The following is a 23,345-nucleotide window of genomic DNA, read 5'->3' as shown; positions in this document are numbered from 1 at the left end:
AGCCTCACCCCAGCTGGGGTGTGTTGAAAATCCGGTCGCCCGCGTCGCCGAGGCCCGGGACGATGAACTTCGATGCGTTGAGGATCGGGTCGATCCGGCAGACATAGATCTGCGTGTCGGGGTAGGCGGCGGCGACGTTGTCGATCCCCTCTTGGGCCGCCAAGACCGAGAGCATCTTCACGCGCCCCACGCCCCACGCCTTGAGCGTTTCGAGCGCCGCGGTGACCGAGCCGCCGGTCGCCAGCATGGGGTCGAGGATCAGGGCCGTATCGACGGGCCGTCCCGGTGGGAGCTTGCTGTAGTACTCGACGGGCTCGGCGGTCGCCTCGTCGCGGTAGAGGCCGAGGTGCCAGACCTCGGCGGTGGGGATCAGATCGAGCACCGGGTCGATCATCCCGAGCCCCGCACGGAGGATCGGCACGAGGCCGACGCGCTCGCCGAGGCGGCTCCCCTCGGTCGTCGTCAACGGCGTAGTGACCGTCATCGACTCGCAGCGGAGGTCCTGCGTCGCCTCGTAGGCGAGCAGCGTGGCGAGCCGGCGGATCAGGTGACGGAACTCGTCCGACGGGGTCCGCGCGTCGCGCAGCCGCGTCAGGTGGCAGTCAATCAGCGGGTGCTGTACTTCGAAGACGCCGCTCACTCGGAGGACCTCTGCGGGGAGTGGGGGCTGTTGCGTCGCCTGAGTCGGCCGAGTCTAACGGGGAGACGGGCGAAACGGAAGAAGATAGGCAATCTTGCTCTCGGAGATTCGCATGACGAGGTCGTTGGCGACGCTGTTGCTGTTGGGGTTTGTCGGTCGCACAGCCTGGGCGGCCGACCCGCCGCCGCCGGCCAAGGGCGTGCTGCGCGTCGCGACGTACAACGTGGCGCTCTACCGGGGCCGGTCCGGGCAGTTGGCCGGCGAGCTCCGCTCGGGGAACTCGCAGCAAGCGAAGCAGCTCGCCGAGGTGATCCAGCGCGTCCGGCCCGACGTGCTGCTGCTGTGCGAGATCGACTACGCCCCGCAAGACGACCCGCCGCGGCTGTTCGCCGAGCTCTACGCCGCCAAGCCGCAGGCGGAGGGGCTCACCGGGATCGACTACCCGCACCGCTTCGCCGCGCCCGTCAACACGGGCGAACCGTCGGGGCTCGACCTCGACCGCGACGGCCAGACGGACGGGCCCGCCGATGCGTGGGGTTACGGCCGCTACCCGGGTCAGTACGGCATGGCGGTGTTGTCGCGTTGGCCGATCAACGAAGCGGCGACACGGACCTTCCAGCAGCTCCGCTGGGCGGCGTTGCCCGATGCGAACCAGCCGCACGACCCGGCGACCGACGAGCCGTACTACCCCGCCGAGGTCTGGGAGCAGTTGCGATTGCCCTCGAAGAGCTTCTGGGACGTTGTTGCGATGACGCCCGTTGGGCCGCTGCACCTGCTGTGCTCGCACCCGACACCGCCGGTGTTTGACGGCCCCGAGGACCGCAACGGCTGCCGCAACGCCGACGAGGTGCGGCTGCTGACGGAGTACGCGGCGGGCCGGTTGAGCGACTACTTCATCGACGACCAAGGTCGATCCGGTGTGATCGCGGCCGACGAGCCGCTGGTGGTGCTCGGCGATCTGAACGCCGACCCGAACGACGGCGACGGCCTGCGCGAAGCGATCAACGATTTAATCGCCGGTCCGCGGATGGCGACGGACCCCAAGCCAACGAGCGCCGGCGCCGTCGCGGCGAGCGAGCGGCTGGCCGATCTGAACGCCGACCATACCGGCGACGCGGCCAACGACACCGGCGACTTCGGCCCCGACGGCCACGGCAACCTGCGGATCGACTACGCGCTGCCGTCGGAAGACCTGCGTGTCGTCGGCTCGGGCGTCTACTGGCCCAAGCCTGGCGAGGAGGGCGCCGAGGCGGCGGCCGCGTCGGACCACCGGATGGTGTGGGTCGATGTGGCGACGGCGGAGCGCTGAGGGGATTCACTCCCGGCGCTGGCGCTTAGGGCTCCCGCCCACAGAATGGTTAGCCAAGCGAGGGGCTGGGAGCCCTAATCGCCAGCGCCGGGAGTAGCGCCACAACCGATTCTCAAACGCGCTGCCGCCGCCGCGCAACGCCTACGAGCGCCGCCCCAACCATGACGATCGTCGTCGGCTCCGGCACCGCCAGCAGCATGAAGAAGCTCGGCGGCATGTCTTCGTAAGCCATCGCCGTGTTCCAGGCGAGCACGTCCGTCATTGTCAGCGTGTCGAAGTCGATCATCGACGCGACGTCGTTGCTCCAGAGGTAGTCGTCGCCGGCGTAGAAGTAGCGGTCGCCGTCTCGCAGACGCGAGAACTGGTCGACCAACGCGGCGCAGAGCAATTCGCCGACGCTTGCGCCATAGAGGTGGTCCTCGGCGAGGGCGCCGACCCACGGGTCGATGTTGTCGACGCCGCCGTAGACCGACTCCAGCTGGGCCGCGAGCGCCGCGTCGGCCGTGATCTCGCCGAACGACGCCACCGGGCTGAGGCCGAAGGCGCCTCGCAGGGTGTTGTAATCGGGCAGGCCGTGGTCGCGGCCGCGCTGGATGTTGAGCGCCGCGAGGTCGGTGCCCATGCCGCCGGTGGGGGCGAACAAGAAGTTGCGGACGCCATCGATGAGCTTGGTGTCGAGCTCGTTGGCCGTCTGCTTCATCAGCCCCATCAGGGCGTTATCGACCGTCTGCGGGTCGTCCATGATCAGCTGCGGATTGAAGAACGAGTCACGCAGCGAGATCGATCCGACGGTCGCGCCGTGATCGTCGGCGAGCACAAGGTCCTCGTTGAGCATGCTGTGCCCGAGGCGGAAGAACGCCGTGGAGAACTCCGTGGCGATGGTCGCGTCGATCGAGCTGTTGTACGCGTAGTCGTTCGCCGCCGGGGCGAGGCCGCCCAGCAGGGCCGGCAAGAACTCGTTGTAGGTGATCGCTTGGACCTCGGCGCCGACGATCCGGCGGGCCGTCTGATAGATCCGCTCGTCGTCCCAGCTGGCGTCCCCCGCGTTGGCGGCGGCGAGTTGACCGGCAAGCCGGTTGTGTTCGCGGACGAACAGCGTGTGCATCGAGGTGAGGCCGGTTTGCTCGTTGGCGCGGACGTCGCCGGCGACGAACAGGTCGGTCGTGCCGAGCGGACCGGGGTCGTTCTCCAGCGAGCCGAGGCCCGGCATGTCGTTCGTTGGCAGCTGCAGCCCGCCGCCGCTGGTCCGCATCCGGCCGCCGCTCAGCTCACGCAGGGCGGTCGCCCGCGTCGCGTCCGAGCCGTAGACCATCGACGCGTCGATCCAGCTAGTGATCTCGTTGGTCTGCTGCCGGACGCCGAGCCCGTCGGCGTGACTGGCCGAGCGGGTGAAGGGGATCATCGCCATGCCGTAGGGGTCCGCCGGCGGGACATAGAGCATCATCGACTCGGCCGAGTTCGTTCCGGTGAACGTGATGTCGTGGTCGAGGAACTGCCCCCACTGCCAAACGCCCGACGAGAGGCCGCGCGCCGAGGCGACCGGCGTCGATTGCGCAAAGAGGGTGTTGCTGATGGTCCGGGGGTTCCCGCGGTCGGCGTCGCCGAGCATCGTCGACCCGGTCCCGTCTCCCGGGTAAGCGGCCGGCGCGGTGCGCAGCAGTTCGGCGCCGGCCGAGCCCCAGGTGGGGTTCGAGAGGTTGTTGCCCGTTCCGTCGATCGCGCGGTAGTCGGCGAGGGCGGCGAGACCGGGAAGCCCTGTCGCGGCCAAGAGCAGAAGGAGGCGGAGGGAGTAAGTCATGGTGCAGTGGCAAAGGGGAATGCAGATTCAACGCGTGCGCACGGTCGTTACGCGGCCCGGCGACGGAAGCCGACCCCAATCAGCGTGACCGCCATGGCGATCGTTGACGGCTCGGGCACAAGGGCGATGAACTGCCGAGCGAACAGCTCTTGGGCGATCGCTGCGCCGGCGATCTGCCCGGCAGTGTCGTCGTAACTCCAGTGGATGCCGAGGTAGACGCGGCTGCGGCCGTTCTCGGCCATCGCCTCGCTGAACGACGAGAAGTCCCGGAAGACGCCGGGCAACTCGTCTGATTCGAGGGTGAAGGCGATGTCGTCCGTCCCGTAGAACAGCCGAAGCGTTTCGAACAGCGCGCCGCCGAACGTCGCGTGCCCCGATACGTAGGTCGGGAAGGGGGGGGTGAAGTTGGCGCCGGTCCCGCCGGGGGCTCCCAGTGGGGTCCAATTCGGGTCGCCGACGGTGAGGGCGTTGCCGTCGTTGTCGCCTTCGCGGATGCCGGTGACGGGACGCCACAGGTCGTACTCGAACTTCGAGTTCCAGGCCAAGACGCCGGCGTCGGCCATCGCGACCGACGCCTTGGCGAAGAGCTCGGCGTTTTCCTTCGTCGTGTTCCCTTCCTGCACGGCGATCGTCTCGAGGATCTCGTTGAACAAGTGATGGGGCGTTCCCATCCCGAGCCGGTCGTACGCCCAGAAGTCGGCGATCTCGGTCTGGTCAGCCGTCCGCGTCGCGCTGTTCAAGGCGCCGAGGTCTTTGACCTCGTTGTAGGCGTCGGCGTACTCCTGGCTCCCCAGCGCCGGGGGCGGCGGGGGCATCATCGACGTGGTCGATGGGGTCGTAAACATCTGCATCGATCCCCACTGCGGCCCCCACGCCTGTTGACCCGGGTTGAGCGGGTCGGTCTGCCAGTGTCCCGGGCTGTTGGTGGGTTGGTACTGGGAGTTCGAGTCGTAACCGTCGCCGGCTCGCTGATAGAGGGCGTTCTGCCCGATCATGCTGCCCAGGGCGATCCCGTCATTCTTCGAAGGGCCATCGGGGATGAGCGAGAGGCTGCTCGCCAATGCCGCGTCGAGCGCCGGCTGTTGGCCGGTGTAGAGCGTGCTGAGAACGGTGTAAGCGGCCTGCGCCGCCGCCGCCTTGTCCGACGCCGCGTAGCCGGGCGAGCTGTGACCGGCGCCGTAGTCGTAGAACATCGTCCCCGTGGGTGACATCATCGCCACCGCGTCGTAAATGGCGAGGTTCATCATCGCCAACGTGCGGGAAGCCATCCCGGGGTTTTGCTGCGTCGTGTCGTTCCGCAGCACGTCCCGGGCGGTTTGATTCCAGTCGAGGACGACATCAGCGCTGGCGAACGACGCCAAGGTCGCGGCGAGCAGGCTCAGCGTGAGGGGACGGAGGGTCATCATCGCGGGGGCGTCTCAATTGGGGCGGATTCACTGGGTGCAGCTTCTAAGGAGCGGCGGAGCGATCACTTCCCGTAACCAAACGCGGCGAGGTTCCATGCCGAGACAGCGGCGCCAGCGTCAGTGCGCCGGGCGTGCGGTCACAAGAGAGGAATCGGCCATGCCTGCCAACCTTCAACACCGCCCCCTTGCAGGAAGTCGGGCGTCGAGGTGGTGGGGTGCGATCGCTTCGTTAGCGTCTCACTCGGCAGTGGTCGATCAGGCGGTCGGCGTCACAGACGTACCCGACCAAAAAGGGCCCGAACTCGGCGTAGTTGGCGCTCGCCTCGTCGAACCGCATCTCGTAGACAATATCCTTCAAATAAGCGGGATTCGCTCCCCACAGCGTAACCCCCCACTCCCAATCATCCAAACCTAATCCTACCGTAATTAGCTGGCTTACCTTACCGGCATAGGCCATACCGCTACGAGCGTGCTGACCCATCATCCGGCTGCGTTCTTGCTTGGAGAGGGCATACCAGTTTTCGCCGGTCTCCCTTTTTTTATTCATCGGGTAGAAGCAGACCGACGCGTAGGGTGGGATTTCGGGCGTAAGTCGTTGCCGGTTCATACCTTCCAGCCGATCGCCGTAGGCCTTGAACTTGGCGTTGTAGGCGGGCGACCCCTCGGCGTCCCCCTCGGCGACGAGCCGCTGCCCGTACTCCTCGGGGCTCGGGACGTACTCGCTGATCTCGGTGACCGAGACGAACGAATATCCGGGTCGTAGGACCGGGCCCGCCACGCCGGCCATCAGCCGTTGGTGAACCGCATCGATCCGCAGGGGATTGGGGTCGAGCATCATCACCCCGAAGTCGGCCTTGTGGCCGCTGGTGATCGACGCCTGCATCCGCATCGGGGCGTGCTCGGCGGCCGGGTCGAGAACGGCCCGCAATTCGCGAGCGATCGCCTCACGCTGTGTCGGCGCCAGGGCGTTGAGCCGCTCGCGGTCGAACGAGTACCAGAGATGGCTACAGTGCCAACCGCCGTCGTACGGGGCCAACGAATCCGTCGCTGCTTCGGCGGCGGGTGCGGAGTCGGTGGGGGCGGCTGCGTGGTTCATCGGCTGATCGGACGGCGGTCAATTTGGAATCTTTAGCGGTCAGTCTAGCACCGAACGTGGTTCCTGGGCAGCCGGACGCCGGACCTCCAAGGTGGTTCCCCCGCGGGCAGCCGTCTCTTGATTCGACCCAGAAAGGCCATCGGAGTGCCCGTAGAGGCGGCCGCGGCCCTCATAATCGCTAGGGACCATTGTGGCGCCGCCTTTGCACATACTTGCTTGCCTTTGCACAGACTTGACTGTCCTGACGCCTTCCCTCGTTCGTCCTTACTCCGACCTTGGAGTCCTCCCTTGCGAAACTCAAATCCACTTCTGACGACTTACGTCGCTCTCACCTCGTTCGCGATGATCGCCCTGGTCGGCGCCGCGAAGCTCGCCCCCGGTCAAGCGGTTGAAGCGACCCAATCGGGTGAAATTAGCAACGCGCCGGGTCAAATCAACGCCGCGGACCAAGACGGCCTGTCGGCGGACCAAGAGGCCCAGCCGCTGGAGCAAGGCCCTGTTCACGAAGCCTTCGCCGCGCCTGTCGGTCAATTCTGCGCCGTTTCCGAGGAGCAGGCTAACACCGTCCTCGAGAAGGAGCCGCCGGCGAGGATCAACGAGTTGCCCCCGGCTCAGCAGCCTGAGGGGGATAACGTCCAATGGATCCCCGGTTACTGGATGTGGTCGATCGACCGCGAAGATTATGTCTGGGTCAGCGGCGTGTGGCGTGACGTCCCGCCGGGCCGTGAATGGACACCGGGCAGCTGGGTCCAAGTGAGCGGCGGCTACGCTTGGTCGCCCGGCTACTGGGCTTCGGCGTCGACCACCGAAGTCGCCTATCTGCCGGCGCCCCCGGAGAGCCTCGAAGAAGGCCCCTCGAGCCCGGCGCCCAGTGACGATCACTTCTGGATCCCGGGCTGCTGGAACTACGTCAACCAAGATTACCAGTGGCGTCCCGGCTACTGGTACCGAACTCAGCCCAATTGGGTTTGGACGCCTTCCTACTACAACTACACGCCGCGCGGCTACATCTTCGTAAACGGCTACTGGGACATGCCGCTCTACGGCCGGGGCGTGCTATACGCGCCGGTGTATTGGAACAACCCAATCTACGGTCGGCCTGGCTTCGCCTACCGCCCGCGGTCGGTTGTGAACACCTCGCTGCTGGTAGCGAACCTTTTCGTTAACCCCTACCGCAATCACTACTTCTACGGCAACTACGGCCCGGGATTCCGCAACCAAGGCCTCTACCCCTGGTTCGGCTTCTCCAACGCAGGCTTCGGTGGTCGAGGTCTTGGTGGCGGCTTCGGCGCCGCGTTTGGCGGAGGCTTCCGTTACTACGACCCGCTCTTCAGCTATTACCGCTACGGCGGACGCAGCGCGTTTGGCCCCAACTTCGCCGACTTGCGCCGCAGCTACTCCCGCTTTGACAATGACCGGTGGGACGGCGACCGCGGACGCGGCGGCCGAGACCGCGATGGTCGTGATCGCGACGGTCGAGACGGCCGTGGCCGCGACGGACGCGGGCCCGATGGGCGCGACGGCCGTGGTTGGGACGCCGACAATTTGATCGCCCGCAACATCGGCGACCTCGACGCCAACACAGGCCGCCCGTCGATGCGGGACCTGGATGACGCCACCCGTCAGCGAATCAGCCGCACTTCGGAGCAGGTCGAGCAGTTCCGTCAACGCCGTGCCGAGATCGAGGGGGGCGGCGATGTCGCAGCCCGAGTTCGCGGCGGAGCGGGCCGAGACGGGGCCAACCTCAGCGCCGACGCCCGCGGCCGTGCCGGTCGCGGTGAGGCAGGTGACCGCCGCGAGGCGCTACGGGTCCCGCTTGAGGACTTTGGTGTCAGCCAGGACCGAGTCGATGCGGCCCGTAACCGGGCGAACAACGAGAACCGCGGTAGTCGCGCCCGCGGAGAGGGACTCGACGGCGCCCGCAATCAGAGCGCCATCGACAACCTCGGCAATCGTGGCGAGCGTGGTAACCGCGGCAACCGCGGTGAAAACGCCGGCCGGCCGAACGCCAACAACCCGTTGAACAACGGGCAGCCTAGCACGAACCGTGAGGACGCGCTCGGGCGCTTCCGCAACCAGCAAGGGCAGCAACCCAACATCGGCGCAGGCCGTCAGGGGAATCCCAACGCTCAACGCGGCGGCGCCACGAGTGACAACGCACGGCAGGACGCGCTCAACCGGTTCCGCAACCAGCAGCAACCGCTGCCCAATAACGGCGCCGGTCGCCAAGGAAATCCTAACGCATTGCCCGGCAACACCCCGCGGGATCAAAACCGTCAGGACGCCATCAACCGCTTCCAGAACCAGCAACGTCCGCAAGGCGGCGCCGGTCGCGGAGGTTTGGGTCAGCCGAACGTGGGCAACCAAGGTGGCAGCGAAGCGATTCGGCAGCGGAGCAATTTCCGCGGCCCTACGCAGCAAGGTCTGCCGCAAGGCGTGAATCCTTCGCAACAACGCGGCATGCAGCCGCCGAACTTCGGCAACCGCGGTTCCTTCCAGGGATCGAACCCCGGCGCCCAACAGCGCAGCACACCGAGCTTCAACCGCTCGGTCGTCCCTGGCGGCGCCGGTCGCCAAGGCGCCTCGCCGCAAAGCTTCTCACCCCGTCAAGGCGCTGGAGGAGGCGGCGGTCCCGCCATGCGTAGTGGTGGCGGCGGTGGTGGTGGCGGCTCGCCGTTCGGCGGTGGCCGCGGCGCCGGTGGTGGCGGTCGTAGTGCCGGCGGAGCGGGCGGCGGCGGCGGTCGTGGTCGCTAATCGGCAGCAGAGCTGAGCGAAATCTAAATTGGTTCTCACGTCCCGATGGAACTGCGGACCGCCTCGGCGAGCAGTTCCATCGGGTGTACCACTTTCACGTTAGAGAGTGTCGCATCGTTGCGGCACGCCATGTTGAGTTGGTGCATGCAGCCGGGATTGGCCGTGGCAATGACGTCCGGTGTGGCGGCTTTCACATGCACGAGCTTCCGGGCGAGGAGTTTGCCGGCCTGCTCGGGCTGGGTCATTGAGTAGACCCCCGCCGCGCCGCAACACCAGTCGGACTCGGCCAATGGGACGAACTGGTGACCCGGGAGACGCTTCAGCAACTCGACCGGTTGGCTGACGACCTTTTGACCGTGGCACAGGTGGCACGAGGCGTCGTAGGTGAGGCGTTTCGCGGCGCTACCCGCGGCTAGCGCCGACGGCTCATTACTGGTATTGGCGGAGTGCCGAAGGACTTTCTCTAGCCGCGACAGCGGCGCCTCTTCACCGCCCACTACCCCCTGCGCACTGCCCACTAGTTGCCAGACAAACTCTTGGGCGTCGCGCAGTTTGGCGTCCCACGCGCGGGCCCGATCGACGTAGGCCGGGTCGTCGGCGAGGAGATTGCCGTAGTGGCGGAGGTGGCTGCCACACCCGCCGGCGTTGCTGATGACCGCGTCGAGCGAATCAAACGCGAGCGGCCCGCCACGGAGCCCCTGCCAGTCGAACATGTCGAGCGTCCGTCGGGCCATCTCTTTAGCCGTCTCGAGGTCGCCGTTGTGGGCGTGCAGCGAGCCGCAGCACGACTGGTTGCGCGGCGTCACCACCTCGCACCCCGCGGCGAGCAGCACGTCGACGGTCGCCCGGTTCACCCGCGCGAACGAGATGTCTTGCACACAGCCGGTGAGCACCGCGACCCGCGCCCGTGGCTTGCCGCTCCACCATTCCGCCGGAGGCGTCTCGACGGTCTTGATCCGCGCGTCGCTAAACGGCGGATCGATCGGCGGGGCCTGCGGCTCAAGGTCGCGGAGCGTCTTCGGCGCCAGCCGCATGGCGCCGATCTTGTAGAGCGTCCGCCGGACCGCGGGCTTCTGCTGGAGGGCGATCCACTTCGCGACCAGCCGCAGCAGCCACGGCCGCGTCATCAGCACCCGCAACCCGAGCCAGCGATAGACGCGGCGCATCGGCGTGTCGAGCAGCCCGGCGTTCTCGCTCGCGGCGCGGCCCTTCTCCAGCAGCGACGCGTACTCAACGCCCGCCGGGCACGCCGTCTGACACGCCAAGCAACCGACGCAGTAGTCCATCTCCTCGGCGAAGTCGCGCGACAACTCCAACTCGCCGTCGGCGATCGACCGCATCAACGCGATCCGCCCCCGCGGGCTGTTCCGCTCGCGCCCCGTCTCGACAAACGTCGGACAAGTCGGCAGGCACAAGCCACAGTGCATGCACTGTTGGACAACGGAGTAATCCATTGTCTCAAGCAGGTTGGCGGTGTCTTGCGGCTTGAAGGCCATTGCGTGGGGTAATTGCGGATTGCGGAATTCGGATTGCGGAACAAGTTGGGGCTTGGGGTTCGCTTGCGCTTCAATCCGCAATCCGAAATCCCCAATCCGCCTTTAGTCAAAGACCTTGCCGGGATTGAGCAGCCCCTGCGGATCGAGCGCCCGTTTCACTTTGCCGAGCAGGTCGTAGCTGGCGTCGCCGAGCTGTTGGCGCAAGAACGGCTTCTTCGCCAGGCCGACGCCGTGCTCGCCGGTGATCGTGCCGCCGCGGCGGAGCGTCTCGGTGACGATCTCGCCGAGCGCCTCGTGGACGCGACGCATCTCGTCCTCGTTGCGCTCATCGGTGAGGAACGTCGGGTGGAGATTGCCGTCGCCCATGTGGCCGAAGGTGCCGATCCGCAGTTGGTGACGCTCGGCGCACTCGGCGCAGAAGCGGACCATGCCGGCGAGCTCGCTCCGCGGGACGGTGACGTCCTCCAGAATCGTCGTCGGGCTGACGCGGGCCAGCGCCGAGAACGCGGCGCGGCGCGCGGTGCGGAGCTTCTCGGCTTCGGCCTCGGTCTGGGCGGTCTGCACGTCGGTCGCGCCGTTGTCGGTGAGCGCCTGATGCATCGCGGCCGATTCTTCCTCGACGACCACCGGGTGCCCGTCCGACTCCAGCAGCAGCAGCGCCGCCGCGTCGGTCGGCAGGCCGAGCTTCGCGTAGTCCTCCACGCAGCGGATCGTCATCTGGTCGAGGAACTCAACCGTGCACGGCACGATCTTCCGCGCGATGATGTCGGACACCGCCTGGGCCGCCGACTCGATCGTCGCAAACGTGGCCACCATCGTCTTCCGCGCCGCGGGGCGGGGGAGCAGCTTCAGCAGCACCTCGGTGATGACGCCGAGCGTCCCCTCGCTGCCGATGAACAGGTCCTTGAGGTTGTAGCCGGCGACGTCCTTGACGCACTGGTTGCCGAGCCACACCTCTTCGCCCGAGGCGAGCACGACGCGCATCCCCATGACGTAGTCGCGGGTGACGCCGTACTTGAGGCCGCGGAGGCCGCCCGAGTTCTCGGCCACGTTGCCGCCGATCGTGCTGATCTTCTGCGAGCCCGGGTCGGGCGGGTAGAAGAGGCCGTGCTTGGCGGCTTCTTCGTCGACGCGCATCGTGATGACGCCCGGCTCGACCCGGATCGTCAGGTTGGCGGTGTCGACCTCAAGGATCTGGTCGAGGTGATTGAGGCCGAGCGTCACCGCGCCATCGAGCGGTACGCTGCCGCCCGACAAGCCGGTGCCCGATCCCCGTGTCACGAGCGGCACGCCGGCCGAGGTGACGGCGTGGACGCACGGCGCCACCAGCGACCGATCACGTGGGAAGACGACGCAGGCGGGCCGTTGCTTGATCGCCGCGGTGCCGTCGAACGCGTAGGGCTCGATGTCGACCGGCTCGGTCAGGACGTTCTCGGCGCCGACGATGCCGCGGAGCGTGTCGATCAGCGCAGCGTCGGCGCGCTGGTGGGTAACGGGGGCTGCTGAGGAGGGGGAGGTCATTCGCTGGGCTCGGGGCAATCGGAGCCCTTCAGCATAGCTAAAGAAGCAGTGCCCGCGAATGACGCGAATGGGCGCGAATTGAGCAATCCTTAGCGCGGGCCGAGCCCACAGCGTAGCAGGCGAGCCCACGACGTGAGTCGTGGGTGTCCACCGGGTACCCGCGCACACCCACGACTCACGTCGCGGGCTCGCCGTCTGCGGGAGGGTTTACTCTTTCGCCGCTTCAACTTTGCGCATGACGCGCAGCAGGTTGCCGCCGAGCACGCCGCGGATCTCGTCGGGCGAGTAGCCTCGGTCGAGCAGGCCTTGGGTGATCCGGGGGTACGAGGCGACGTCCTCGAGACCCTCAGGCAGGACGCTCACGCCGTCGTAGTCGGAGCCGATCCCGACGTGCTCGATCCCCGCCACCTTGGCGATGTGATCGATGTGGTCCAGCAGGTCGTGGATGGTGCCCTTCGGCATCAGGTGCGTCGCCCGGTATTGGTTTTGACGTCGATCGATCGTGTCCTGGTCGGCGCCCTCGGCCTCCAGGTCGCGGCGGATCTGGAACGTAGCGGCGTAGTTGTCCGCCGCCGCGGGGACGACAAACCCGCTGAAGAAATTGACCATCACGACACCGTCCTTCTCCTTCAGCCGGACCAGCACGTCGTCGGGGACGTTCCGCGGGTGGTCCGCCACGGCGCGGGACGAGCTGTGGCTGAAGATCACCGGCGCGGTGCTGATGTCGAGCGCCTGGTGCATCACGTCGACCGAGACGTGCGAAATATCGACCATCATCCCGAGGCGGTTCATTTCCCGGACCACCTCCTTGCCGAACTCGGTGAGCCCGCCGTGCTCGGCCTTATCGGTGCCGGAATCGGCCCACGAGAGGGTGTTGCCGTGCGTGAGGGTCATGTAGCGGGCGCCCAGCTCGTAAAGCCTGCGCAGCGTGCTAAGCGACTCCTCGATGCAGTGCCCCCCCTCGACGCCGATCAACGACGCGATCCGCCCCGCGGCGGCGATCCGCTCGATGTCGTCGGCGGTCTTGGCCTGCTCCAGGTCCTCGGGGTAACGGTCGATCATCAGCTTCACCAGCTCGATCTGTTCGAGCGTCGTGGCGAGCGCCTTGCCGGTGCCGTCGAGCTCGGCCGGGACCCAGACGCTCCAGAACTGGCACTTGAGTCCCCCTTCGCGGGCGCGAGGCAGGTCGGTCTGCAACCTCGGCTGCGAGCGCCCGATGTCGAGCTTCGAGAAGTCGCTCGAACCCTTCGTGCGGATCTCCCACGGCAGGTCGTTGTGCCCGTCGATCAGCAGACACGAGTTGTGGAGCTCGCGCGCCTCGTCGGTGACGACGATTGGTTCGCGGTCATCGGCAACGGCCATGGAGCCCACCCATAAGAGAGCCGCGACCGTCAAGGAGCGGAACAAGCGTGGTTCCCCTCCCCCCAAGGGATGGGAGGGACACTGCGTGGCAAACTCGCGGATTGGTGCGGCGTTCATTCGATCCCCAATTCTTTCCAGGCCCAGCGGTACAGGTTTCGGGCGTCGTAGTAGCGGTTAGCGCCGGTCGTGGCGCCGAGCACCACCACGTACAGCGGCTTCTCGCCTCGCTTGCCGGCCGAGACGAGGCACGCGCCCGCCGGGTCGGTGGTGCCGGTCTTGACGCCGTAGAACCCCTCGTAGTTGAGGAGCTGGTCGGTGTTGTTCCAGACGATGTTCCGCTCGTAGCCGGCGGTCGAGGCGAGCGTCGTCGCGTAGCGCCGCGTCGCGACCACCTTGCGGAAGAGCTCGTTCTGCATCGCCGCGTGGGCCAGCTTCACCAGGTCGCGGGCCGAGGTGACGTGCCCCTCGGCGGTGAGGCCGTGCGTGTTGCGGTACCCGGTTTCGTCCATCCCGAGATCCTTCGCCGTTGCGTTCATCTCGGCGATGAAGCGGTCGTAGGGCGACTCGTCGTCGGCGCCCGGCAGGCGCGCCCCGAAGTGCTCGGCGAAGGCGACCGACGCGTCGTTGCCCGAGGGGAGCATCAGGCCGTACAGCAGCTCGCGGACGCTCACCTGCTCGCCGGCGTTGACGTCGGACGTCGAACCGCTCGTCTTGTCGGCCCGCTCGCTGAAGGTGATGACCTCGTCGAGGACGCTGGGGTCCTTCTCGGCGAGCTTCACGACGACGTACGCGGTCATCATCTTAGTGGTGCTCGCCGGGTCGCGCGTGCCGTCTTCGTTGAAGCCCCACAAGACTTCACCCGTCTCGCCATCGGCGATCGCCCACGCTTTGCAGCTGACGACCGGGGGGCCGGTCACCGGGTCTTGAGGCATTAGCGGCGCCAGGTCCTTCATCGCCTCGGAGGGGGGCGGCGCGGGCTTGTCCTCAAGCAGCAGCGGGCCGAGCTCTTTCCAGAACTTGCCGTCGACCTCGCCCGTTGGCTCGAGGCCCACCTGCTTCTGGAACGCCCGGACGGCCTTCTCGGTGTTGGGGCCGTAATCGCCGTCGACCGACAGGTCGGGGCTCGGGTCGAGGCGTTCGTTGAGCGTCCGCTGCAGCGGCTCGACCAGCGGGTCTTCCTGGCCCATCCGCAGCACTCGGGCGACCTTCGGGGCGTCGATCGCCCCGGCGCCGGCGGTGAAGTAGTCGTAGGCCGCCTTGCCGACCTCGGCGATGAGCGTCATCGGCTCTGCGTCGGCGTCCCAGCCCGTGTCCTCGTTGTCGGTAGTCATAACGCACACGATGATCGGGCCGGTGGGCGACTCGATGACGCCACCGTCGCACCGCGACGCGGTGACGCTCCCCCCCTTGTGGGCGACGACCGTCCCGGCGGGCAGCATCCGCGGCAGCGTGTTCTTTGCTTGGCACGCCCGCAGGTGGCCCATCATCTCTTTCCGCATCGATTCGACCTTCTCCTTGTCGAAGCCCTCGGGGGTTACCGTCAAGATTTTCTCGAGCAGGTCGATCGTGTCGGCGGCGTTCATGACGCCGAGGCCGAAATTCTTGCTTCGCTCCGGATCGATCGTCGTGTCGCCCCGGAACACCAACGAGTTGAGCCGCGTGTTCTCGTAGTCGAGCGCCTTCATGAGCTTATTGACGGCGTGGATGCCGCGGGCGCCGGGCGTGTCGCCGTCGTCGTCGGAAGACGCGCGGCCGATCGCCTCGATGACGAGGTTGGTCGCGGTGTTGTCGCTCCAGCCGATCATCAGGCGGATCGCGTCGCGGAGCGTCAGCGCGCTGCCGGCGGTGAAGTTCTCGGTCAACAGGCCCGAGCCGGGGACCTTGTCTTCTTCTTTGAGCACGACCTGATCGTCGAGCGACAGCTTGCCCTCGAGCGCGGCGTGGTAGGCGGTCAGCATGATCGGCAGCTTGATCATGCTCGCCGACGGCATCGGGCGTTCGGCGTCGTAGGCGAACGAGTCGCCCGTCTCCAGATGCTTGATCGCGACCGTGACGACGCCCTGATGCCCCTTGAGCATCGGCCCCAACGCCTTGTCGAGCGCCTCCTGGGCCGATGGCTTGGCGAACGCGGGGGCCAGCATCACGCCGACCAAGACAAGACCGATTAATTGTCGCCGCATCCCACGTTCTCCAATGGTGTTAACGCTCAAAAGGGGTCGCCGCTCCGCCTCAGTTGGCCGCGAGTGCGCTCGCGTGCTCGTCCATCTCAATCCCACTCCCTGGGCGGTCGGGGTACTGGGCCCGGCCGGAGACGACTTTTACGCCGTCTGCCAGGTCGTCCGCCAGCAGGGCGGCGCCGTCCATATCGACAAAGTCCAGCAGCGGCGCCAGTTGCCCCAACGCCGAGATGCCGACGGTCGACTCGGTCATACAGCCCGCCATGACCTTCAAGCCCAGCCGGCGAGCCGTCTGCACCATCCGCCGCGCCGGCGCGAGTCCGCCACACTTCACCAGCTTGATGTTGATCCCGTGGAAATGACCCTCGCAGCGGGCGACGTCGTCTTCGCCGATGCAGCTCTCGTCGGCGATCACCGGCAAGGCGCACTGCTCGAAGACCTTGCGGGCGCCGTCGCGGTCCTCGGCGGGGAGCGGTTGCTCGATGAACTCGACGCCCAGGTCCTTCAGCTCGGGGGCGAACTCAATGGTCTGTTCCGCCGTCCACCCGCAGTTGGCGTCGACGCGGAAAATCGCCTCGGTGTGCTGACGCAGCTCGCGGACGATGGCGAGGTCTTCCTTCGTGCCGAGCTTGATCTTCAGCAACGGCCAGTCGGCGACCTCCTGGGCCTTTTCGACCATCTTCGGGATCGTGTCGATGCCGATGGTGTAGTTCGACGTCGGGGCGTTCGCCGGGTTGAGCCCCCACAGCCGCCAGACCGGTTGGCCGCGGAGCTTGCCCCACAGGTCGTGCAGCGCCATATCCAGCGCGCAGAGGGCGAACGGCTTGCCGACCAGCTGCTCGGCGAGTTGCGGGATGAGCTGCCCCACCAACTCGTCAGGAGCGGCGGTGTCGAAGGCTTCGAGGAGGGGCGTCACACGCTGGATGTCGGCCACCAGCTCGGGGATCGTCGCCTTGTAGTACGAGTTGGAGGTCGCCTCGCCGTAGCCGGTCTGGCCGTCGGCGGAGAGCGACACGATCAACGTATCGCGGACGGTCGTCGACCCCCGCGCAATCGTGAAGACGTGCTTGAGCGGCAGGCGGTAGGGCTGCGTCGAGACTTGGATCATAAAGGTGGTTGAACCACGAAGGAACAAAAGGAACGAAGGAAGCGGCGGTATTCGAAAACCTTGGTTCCTTCGTTCCTTGGTGTTTAATTCCTGGACTTCTTATAGGCCAGGATGGCTTCGACCAGTTCGTCCGGTCCGTGGCGGATCGGGTCGGCGACCGGCAGGCCGAACTCGGCCCGCATCCGCTCGCGCTCTACCTCGGCCGCTTCGGCGGAGAGCTTGCGGCTGTTCATCGCGATGCCGATGACCTTCGCCGGGTTGCCGAACGCCGCCATGTGCTCGTAGGCGTCGATCACTTGGCGGTGCGTCGGCAGCGGCAGGTACTCCATGCCCCGCATCGCGTCGCGTCCCGCCTCGTAAACATAAATCATCGCGTGCGGGTTGGTCCCGTGCAGCAGTCCGAGCGACACGGCCGAGAACCGCGGGTGGGTGATCGTCGCCTGGCCTTCGACAACCATCACCTCGTGCGACAGGTTCTGGCGGACCAGCTTTTCGCAGGCGCCGTTAACGAAGTCGGAGACGACGCAGTCGATCGGCAGACCGTCCCCCTCGACCATGATGCCGGTCTGGCCGGTGGCGACGAATTTGGCGTCGACCCCCGATCGCTCAAGGCCTCGCGCGATCTCAAGGGCGGAGAGCATCTTGCCGACCGAGCAGTCCTGTCCGACCGTCAGGACGCGGAGGCAGTCGTCCGTGAGGTCGAGCCGCGTGGCGACTTCCTTCTCGTTGTTCTTACGGACGTCATGGAGTTGGACCCCGGCCGCGGCCGCGGCGGCGACGAGCTCGGCGTCGTCCGACAGAAATTGGTGCATCCCCGAGACGACACTCATGCCACGCCGCACCGCGTCGAGGCACAGGGCGCGCCATTCGGGCGGGATCTTGCCGCCGGCGGTCGCGACGCCGATCAACAGCGTGTCGGGCCCCTTGCCGTCGATCAGCGCGACGTCGTCGAGCGACGCCACGATCGGCGTGTCGCCCCCGACGCCGAGCAGTTCCTCAGCCGTCTTGCCGGCCTGGGTCGAGTCGAGCACCGCAACGACATCGTCGCCGCGACAACGCAGCATCACGTTCGCTGTTTTGGCGGTGAGGGGATCGGTCTTCCCTTCGGTGAGGATGACGATCCGGCTACCGCCGATCTTCGGCCGGGTCGATTTGGCGAGGGGAGGGGGGGAGCTAGCCATCGTGGCGGGGGCTCGCGGGGAGAGGCGGGGGAGGTTGGTTGGTGGGCGACTCCGCCAGAGCCGGGAGTGAATCACCAATCACTGAAGCTAGACCAAACCGCCCGAGCTCTCTAGCGGCGTCCCCCGCAGACGATCCTCGGCCCCGCGCAGAATCATCTCGCCGATGCGACGACGGTTTGGTCCAGCGTGAGTGAAATTCCCTTTCCATTGCCGTTCACGTCGAGAATAACCCGCGCGCCGAATGGCAGCGGGAAGTTGGGGTGCTCATGCCCCACCGGCGCCCCCATTGCGACCGGCACGCCGAGTGGCTGTAGGAACTCCGTTAGGACCGCCTCGGCCGAGGGCCCGCCGTCGGGGTCCGCGTCGGTGAAATACCCCAGGACCGCCCCGGCGATCTGGTCGAGCACGCCTGCCATCCGCAGCTGGGTCAGCAGGCGGTCAATGCGGTAGGGCGCCTCGCCGATGTCTTCGACCACGAGGATGGCGCCGTCGAAGTCGGGCTCGTCGGGCGTGCCAACGAGCGAGACGAGAACCGCCAGGTTGCCGCCCACCAAGCGACCGATCGCCGTCCCGTCGGATAGCGAACGCATCGAGTCGGTTGCGGGCAGCAACTCCGAGCCGGCGCCGCTCTGGCCGGAGAACAGCGCTAGCGCCGCGTCGCGTTCGGCTTGCGACGCCGACGTGTCGTCCCCCCAGCCGCCGACGAGGTTCGGCCCGTGGAACGACACCAGCCCGCTGCGTCGCTGGATCGCCGCGTGCAGGGCGGTCAGGTCGCTGTAGCCGCTGACGATCTTTGGGCGGTCGGCGAGCAGCCCGAAATCGACCTGGTCGAGGATCCGCCCGCAGCCGTACCCACCCCGCGCGGCGAGAACCATCGTCGTCTCCGGGTCGGCGAACGCCTGGTTGAGCTCGTCGGCGCGCTCGGCGTCGGTCCCCGACAGGTAGCCGTGTGGCTTACAGAGGTAGCGGTAAGTCTTCGGCCGGTAGCCGAGCGCCGTGAGGTTCGCCATCGCCACGTCGAACGCCTCGCGCTTCGGCGAGCTGGCGGGCGCGACGATCGAGATGGCGTCGCCCTCGCACAGGGCGGGGGGGACGTTGAGCGGGGCAGGGGGGGTCATGCGAACACCAACCAGCCGATAACGAGCGCCGCGCTGAGTCCCGCCGCGTCGGCGATTAGGCAAGCCGGCAGCGTGTGGCGGAACCGCTTCACGCCGACGGCGCCGAAGTAGACGCTCATCACGTAGAACGTCGTTTCGGTGCTCCCCATCATCAGCGAGCCGGTGTTGCCGAGGAACGAGTCGGGCCCGAAGCGGTCGAACAGGTCCACCAGCACGCCCCGTGCAGCGCCGCCGCTGAGCGGTTTGGTGAGCGCCAGCGGCAGCAGCTCGAACGTCTCGGCGAGCCTCTCGAGGCCGATGGCCGACAAGCCCTGCTCGGCGAGCCACTTCAGATCGTCGAACAGCCCGCTGGCGAGGAACACCTTGATGGCGAAGAGGATCGCCACCAGATAGGGGATGATCATGATCACCACGCCAAAGCCTTCCTTGGCGCCGGTGATGAACGACTCGTACATCGGCACGCCCCGCCACCAGGCGGCGAGGACGATCACGAGGATCACCCCCGGCACGGTCCACTGGCTGACCACCTCGGCGGCGGCGACAAACGACTCGGCAAATCCGTTCATGCCTCCCCCTCCAAGCCGGCAGTGGCTGGCGGCTTGATCGCGAAGGCGGGCAGCTTGGAGAGCGTCCGCACGGCCGTGACGCCGACGACCGTGCTGACGAGGGTCGCCAGCATGATGTAGGCCAGCGGACCGGCCGGGTTGTCACTCCCCGCGGCGATGCGGTAGCCGATGACCGAGATCGGCACCAGCGTGACGCTGCTGGTGTTGATCGCCAGGAAGGTCGCCATGGCGTCGGTCGCGGTCTCTTTATCGGGGTTCAGCTCCTGGAGCTCTTGCATCGCCTTGAGGCCGAACGGCGTCGCGGCGTTGTCGAGCCCCAGCACGTTGGCCGACAGGTTCATCAGCATGGCGCCGTGGGCCGGGTGCCCCTCGGGCACGTCGGGAAAGAGCCACCTCATCAAGGGCCGCAACAGCCACGCCAGGGCGTCGACCAGGCCGGCGTCCTTCGCGACCTGCATCAGTCCGAGCCACAGCACCATGATGCCGATCAGGCTGAGCAGCAGCTCGACCGCGACGTTGGCGCCGTCGATCGCCGACTCGGTGACGCGCTTGCCCAGTTCGGCGAACTCTTCGGTGAAGGTGGGGGGCGTCTCGGCGGCCGCTACCTCAGCAGCCGGCAACGGCAACAACGGCCGCACCAGCATTTTCGCCGGCGCGTAGAGGATGCCGATGACGATCAGCCAGAACCAGATGCGGTTGAGCATGCGAGAGGAGACGTTTACGAAAGGAGATGGGGGGGACGATTGGGGATAAGGAGATGGCGGCAACTCAATGTATAACCGCTCACGATTGTCCAAGTGATGGGATTAAGTAGCCCGCGGCGGACACGATCGCCCTATCTCTAATCATCCCCCTACTCTCCCTTCCAGAAGCCTTGCCTCCATCAATACGCAAGTCATCCCTTCGGCCCGCTCCAAGGGATCCACTCGCCGGGGGAGTCGTGCTTGAGCCCCTCGGCGTCGCGGACGACCGTACCCCCGACGTAGACCCCCCGCAAGCAGTCCTGCGCGATGGCGTGATCGGCTGAGGGGACAACCAAGACAAAGTCGGCCGGCGAGCCAAGCCCGATCCGTCCGCGGTTCGACCAGCCGAGTTGGTCGGCGACGCGCCCCGTTTCGGTGAGCCAGTCGGTCAGCGAGGCGGGGAGGCCGCCGCCGCGGGTCGGCGTTGTCGCCGGGTCGAGCGCCGGCAGCCCCAGGCGGTAGCACGCCTCGACGAGTTTCTCGGGCAGCGGCCCGAGCGTCGCGACGACGCCGCCGGCGAGGCCTTGGGTGAGTCGCCGCAGGACGAGCCCCTTGTCGGCCTCTTCGGCGCCTGTCCAGGTAGCGACCAGCGCCACGTTAAGCGGCGGCGGCACGCGGCGGGCATGGGCGATCTGCGCCTCGACCTGGCCCGCGCCCAGATTGATGGGGAGCAGCACCGTCGTCGCCCCGTTGGCGGAAAGGACTTCCCAGTCGGCCGGGCTTTCGTCGAAGGCGTCGTCAGACGGCTCGGCGAGCACGATCCGCCCCGGGAGGACGACGCCCGGCGAATTGATGGTGGTCAGACCGCCGTTCTCGTGGAGGTCGCCGATCGCGGCCACCGTTCCGCCCGCTATTGCGCCGCCAACCATGCGGCCGGGGAAATCGACGCCTAGCTCGGCGGTGGCGACGACCGCCCCGTCGCCGCCGAGCTGCGCGACGCCGGCGCCGCGGATCAGCAGGTCGAATTGCGCGTTGGGCGAGGATCGCGGCAGCGTCAGGTAGCTCTGCGGGTCGCAAGCCTCCAGCCCGCCTGGCTCGCCGAGCGCCGTGGCGGCGATCGCGTCGAGCGTCTGCACGAACGCGGCGAAGTGGACCTCCTCCATCCGCTTCCAGTCGCCGCCGGGCCACCCCCCCGCCTCAACGAGAATCACCGAAACGCCCTGTCGCTGGACCCACTCGCCGAAGGCGCGCGGCATGAAGTCGGCGTCGTAGCGCGAGACGCGCCCGCCACAGGCGTCGCGGACCCGCTCGCAGAACGTCGCCGCGACGCGGTTCGCCTCGCGCACCGAGTCGGTCTGGGTGTCCTCGGGGTCGAGCGGCGGCGCCAACAGCGACACCGAAGCGGGACCGAGCGGCTCGGCGAGCGCCGTGCGGCGGCCTTGGTTGTGGAGGTTGAAGCCGTAGTCGGGCCGGAAGGCGTGGATCGCGTCGCGGAACGCCCGGCCCTCGAGCGTGGCGAACTTCAGCGCGTCGCGGTTGATGTCGATCCCTTGGGCGTTCTGCCGGGTGTTGCGTTCGGCGCCGTCGGGGTTGAGCGGCAAGATCATGCCGATCGTCAGCCCCCGCAGCAGCCGCTCGGCGGGTGTGTCGGATTCGACGAGCAGCCGGAGCAGGTTGAGCAGCATCGCGGTGTGCGTCGGCTCGTCGCCGTGCATCTGCGACCACATCATGGCCCGCTTGGGGCCGTCGCCAAGAACAAGCATCTCGATCGGCCGCCCCTCGAACGACGTGCCGAGCGGTCGGCGCTCGACGGGCAGGTCGCCCGCGGCGAGGACCGCCTCGACCGCCGCGGCGACCGCTTTAGGTTTCCAGCCTCCCTGGGGGCTGGTGATGACCGAGCGGGCGATGAGGTCGTCCCAGGCAAGCATGGCGGGCGTTGGAGAGGGGTGGTGGCGGTGGCGAAACGCTCAGTCTCACGCAAAGGCGCGAAGGCGCGAAGGCTCGGGCTTCCATCTCATCTGAAAGGCAATCGTCATAGCTGTGGGAGGGGTCTCCCGACCCCGATGACGGTATCCATTCCGAAACGACATGGTGCGCGTAGTCGGGGTCGGGAGACCCCTCCCACAGTCAGCCGCTTTGCGCCTTAGCGTCTTTGCGTGAGACTACCCGCATGACCCTGCCAAACCAAATCGCTGAGCTTGTCGAGTCGACCCCGGCGCGGGTCGGGCTCTGTGTCGTCCACGCCAGCGGCGCCCCGGGCTTTGGCTACCGCGAAGAAGAGGTCTTTACTCAGGCCAGCGCCATCAAAATCCCGATCCTCGGGACTCTCAATCGCCTCGCCGCCGACGGGAGGTTGGCGCTGAGTGAAACCTTGCCGGTTGATCCGTCCGACGGCGTCGGCGGGTGCGGCGTGCTACAGAACTTCCTGCCCGGCGCGTCGCGCCTCGCGCTGGCCGACCTGGCGACGCTTATGATCGTGCTCAGTGACAACGTCGCGACGAACTTGCTCATTGAGCGCATCGGCTTCGACGCGGTGAACGAGCTGATCGAAGACATGCACGGGTCGGAGGCGACGCGGCTGCGGCGGAAGATGATCGACCTCGAAGCCCGCAAGGTCGGCCGTGAGAACACCGCCACGCCCCGTGATGCGGCGGTTCATATGCTGCGACTGGCCGAAAACGCGAATGCCGGCGACCCCGCCGCCCTGGCGACCCGGCGCACGCTGCGGCTCAAGAAAGAGAGCCCTGTGACGGCGGCCCTCCCGAAAGACCTGCTCCTCGCAACCAAGCCCGGCATGCTCGACGGCCTACGGACCGAGTGGTCGCTTGTGCAAGACGAAGGGGGCGGCGTCGACTACGCCATGGCGCTGATGGCCGACGGCGCCGACGACGCGGTTCTCGAACCGCTCTTCCGGCGGCTGGCGGCGACGATCCATAGCGTGGTGACGCGCTAGTGACCTGAGTTATGAACTCGCCAAAAGGCGATTCAAAGTGAGCCGTCGGCGCTAGTGTCCTGAGTTAGAAATTCGTTCCCAAGCAGCTTGCGCGAAGAAGGGGGCGTCGGTAGAGTGGGGTGATTCCGTCCCCCCACCGCGGAGCGTCGTCATGGCCGGTCGTGTTGCCGAGGGAGA

At 67.2% G+C, this 23,345-nt stretch carries 17 protein-coding genes; 3 read left to right on the top strand and 14 right to left on the bottom strand.

Going from position 1 to position 23,345, the window contains the following annotated elements; all coding sequences use genetic code 11:
• Positions 1-4 precede the first annotated feature (4 nt).
• Positions 5-640: a uracil phosphoribosyltransferase gene (gene upp / locus Pla108_RS19460; protein ID WP_146446645.1), complete on the bottom strand. Its 636-nt coding sequence runs from the start codon at positions 638-640 to the stop codon at positions 5-7.
• A gap of 112 nt (positions 641-752) precedes the next feature.
• Here upp and Pla108_RS19455 point away from each other — a divergent pair, with 112 nt between their 5' ends.
• Entirely contained in the window at positions 753-1,949 is a 1,197-nt protein-coding gene (locus tag Pla108_RS19455) for an endonuclease/exonuclease/phosphatase family protein (RefSeq protein WP_146446644.1), read from the top strand.
• Between the two features lie 112 nt (positions 1,950-2,061).
• On the opposite strand, the gene Pla108_RS19450 is transcribed toward Pla108_RS19455, so the two are convergent.
• From Pla108_RS19450 to hemQ, 3 genes are all read right to left on the bottom strand, one after another.
• On the bottom strand, positions 2,062-3,747 hold the full coding sequence (locus Pla108_RS19450) for a peroxidase family protein (protein ID WP_146446643.1): 1,686 nt from the start codon (positions 3,745-3,747) through the stop codon (positions 2,062-2,064).
• Positions 3,748-3,794: 47 nt separating this feature from the next.
• On the bottom strand, positions 3,795-5,153 hold the full coding sequence (locus tag Pla108_RS19445; protein ID WP_146446642.1) for a phosphatase PAP2 family protein: 1,359 nt from the start codon (positions 5,151-5,153) through the stop codon (positions 3,795-3,797).
• 229 nt (positions 5,154-5,382) lie between these two features.
• A complete protein-coding gene (hemQ, locus tag Pla108_RS19440; RefSeq protein ID WP_146446641.1) occupies positions 5,383-6,249 on the bottom strand; it encodes a hydrogen peroxide-dependent heme synthase in 867 nt (288 codons plus the stop codon).
• Between the two features lie 288 nt (positions 6,250-6,537).
• Between hemQ and Pla108_RS19435 the strand changes: the two genes are divergently transcribed.
• A complete protein-coding gene (locus Pla108_RS19435) occupies positions 6,538-9,003 on the top strand; it encodes a hypothetical protein (protein ID WP_146446640.1) in 2,466 nt (821 codons plus the stop codon).
• Between the two features lie 35 nt (positions 9,004-9,038).
• Here Pla108_RS19435 and Pla108_RS19430 read toward each other — a convergent pair whose 3' ends face one another.
• The 10 genes from Pla108_RS19430 to Pla108_RS19385 form a co-directional block, all read right to left on the bottom strand.
• The gene (locus Pla108_RS19430; protein WP_146446639.1) at positions 9,039-10,499 is read right to left on the bottom strand and encodes a (Fe-S)-binding protein; all 1,461 of its coding nucleotides are present in this window, start codon (positions 10,497-10,499) and stop codon (positions 9,039-9,041) included.
• A 102-nt stretch (positions 10,500-10,601) separates the two neighbouring features.
• The gene (locus tag Pla108_RS19425) at positions 10,602-12,020 is read right to left on the bottom strand and encodes an FAD-binding oxidoreductase (RefSeq protein WP_146446638.1); all 1,419 of its coding nucleotides are present in this window, start codon (positions 12,018-12,020) and stop codon (positions 10,602-10,604) included.
• 207 nt (positions 12,021-12,227) lie between these two features.
• On the bottom strand, positions 12,228-13,382 hold the full coding sequence (locus Pla108_RS19420; RefSeq protein ID WP_146446637.1) for a dipeptidase: 1,155 nt from the start codon (positions 13,380-13,382) through the stop codon (positions 12,228-12,230).
• Between the two features lie 113 nt (positions 13,383-13,495).
• Positions 13,496-15,562, bottom strand: coding sequence for a serine hydrolase (locus tag Pla108_RS19415; protein ID WP_146446636.1), 2,067 nt, complete (start codon positions 15,560-15,562; stop codon positions 13,496-13,498).
• A 49-nt stretch (positions 15,563-15,611) separates the two neighbouring features.
• Positions 15,612-16,667, bottom strand: a complete 1,056-nt coding sequence (locus Pla108_RS19410) for a dipeptide epimerase (protein WP_197526723.1) — start codon at positions 16,665-16,667, stop codon at positions 15,612-15,614.
• An 83-nt stretch (positions 16,668-16,750) separates the two neighbouring features.
• Positions 16,751-17,848: a DUF1611 domain-containing protein gene (locus tag Pla108_RS19405; RefSeq protein ID WP_146446635.1), complete on the bottom strand. Its 1,098-nt coding sequence runs from the start codon at positions 17,846-17,848 to the stop codon at positions 16,751-16,753.
• Between the two features lie 152 nt (positions 17,849-18,000).
• A complete protein-coding gene (locus Pla108_RS19400) occupies positions 18,001-18,966 on the bottom strand; it encodes a S66 peptidase family protein (protein WP_146446634.1) in 966 nt (321 codons plus the stop codon).
• The gene (locus Pla108_RS19395; protein ID WP_146446633.1) at positions 18,963-19,532 is read right to left on the bottom strand and encodes a spore maturation protein; all 570 of its coding nucleotides are present in this window, start codon (positions 19,530-19,532) and stop codon (positions 18,963-18,965) included. The genes Pla108_RS19400 and Pla108_RS19395 overlap by 4 nt, the downstream gene beginning before the upstream one ends.
• Complete coding sequence (locus Pla108_RS19390) at positions 19,529-20,236, bottom strand: nucleoside recognition domain-containing protein (RefSeq protein WP_197526722.1); 708 nt, start codon at positions 20,234-20,236, stop codon at positions 19,529-19,531. Before Pla108_RS19390 ends, Pla108_RS19395 begins: the two co-directional genes overlap by 4 nt.
• Before the next feature lie 191 nt (positions 20,237-20,427).
• A complete protein-coding gene (locus tag Pla108_RS19385) occupies positions 20,428-22,143 on the bottom strand; it encodes a M14 family zinc carboxypeptidase (protein WP_146446632.1) in 1,716 nt (571 codons plus the stop codon).
• Between the two features lie 242 nt (positions 22,144-22,385).
• Between Pla108_RS19385 and Pla108_RS19380 the strand changes: the two genes are divergently transcribed.
• Positions 22,386-23,168, top strand: coding sequence for a serine hydrolase (locus Pla108_RS19380; protein WP_146446631.1), 783 nt, complete (start codon positions 22,386-22,388; stop codon positions 23,166-23,168).
• Positions 23,169-23,345: the final 177 nt, after the last annotated feature.

The organism is Botrimarina colliarenosi, assembly GCF_007859955.1.
In the GTDB taxonomy this organism is placed as follows: Bacteria; Planctomycetota; Planctomycetia; order Pirellulales; family Lacipirellulaceae; genus Botrimarina; species Botrimarina colliarenosi.
This window is presented reverse-complemented; position numbering and strand designations above follow the sequence as displayed.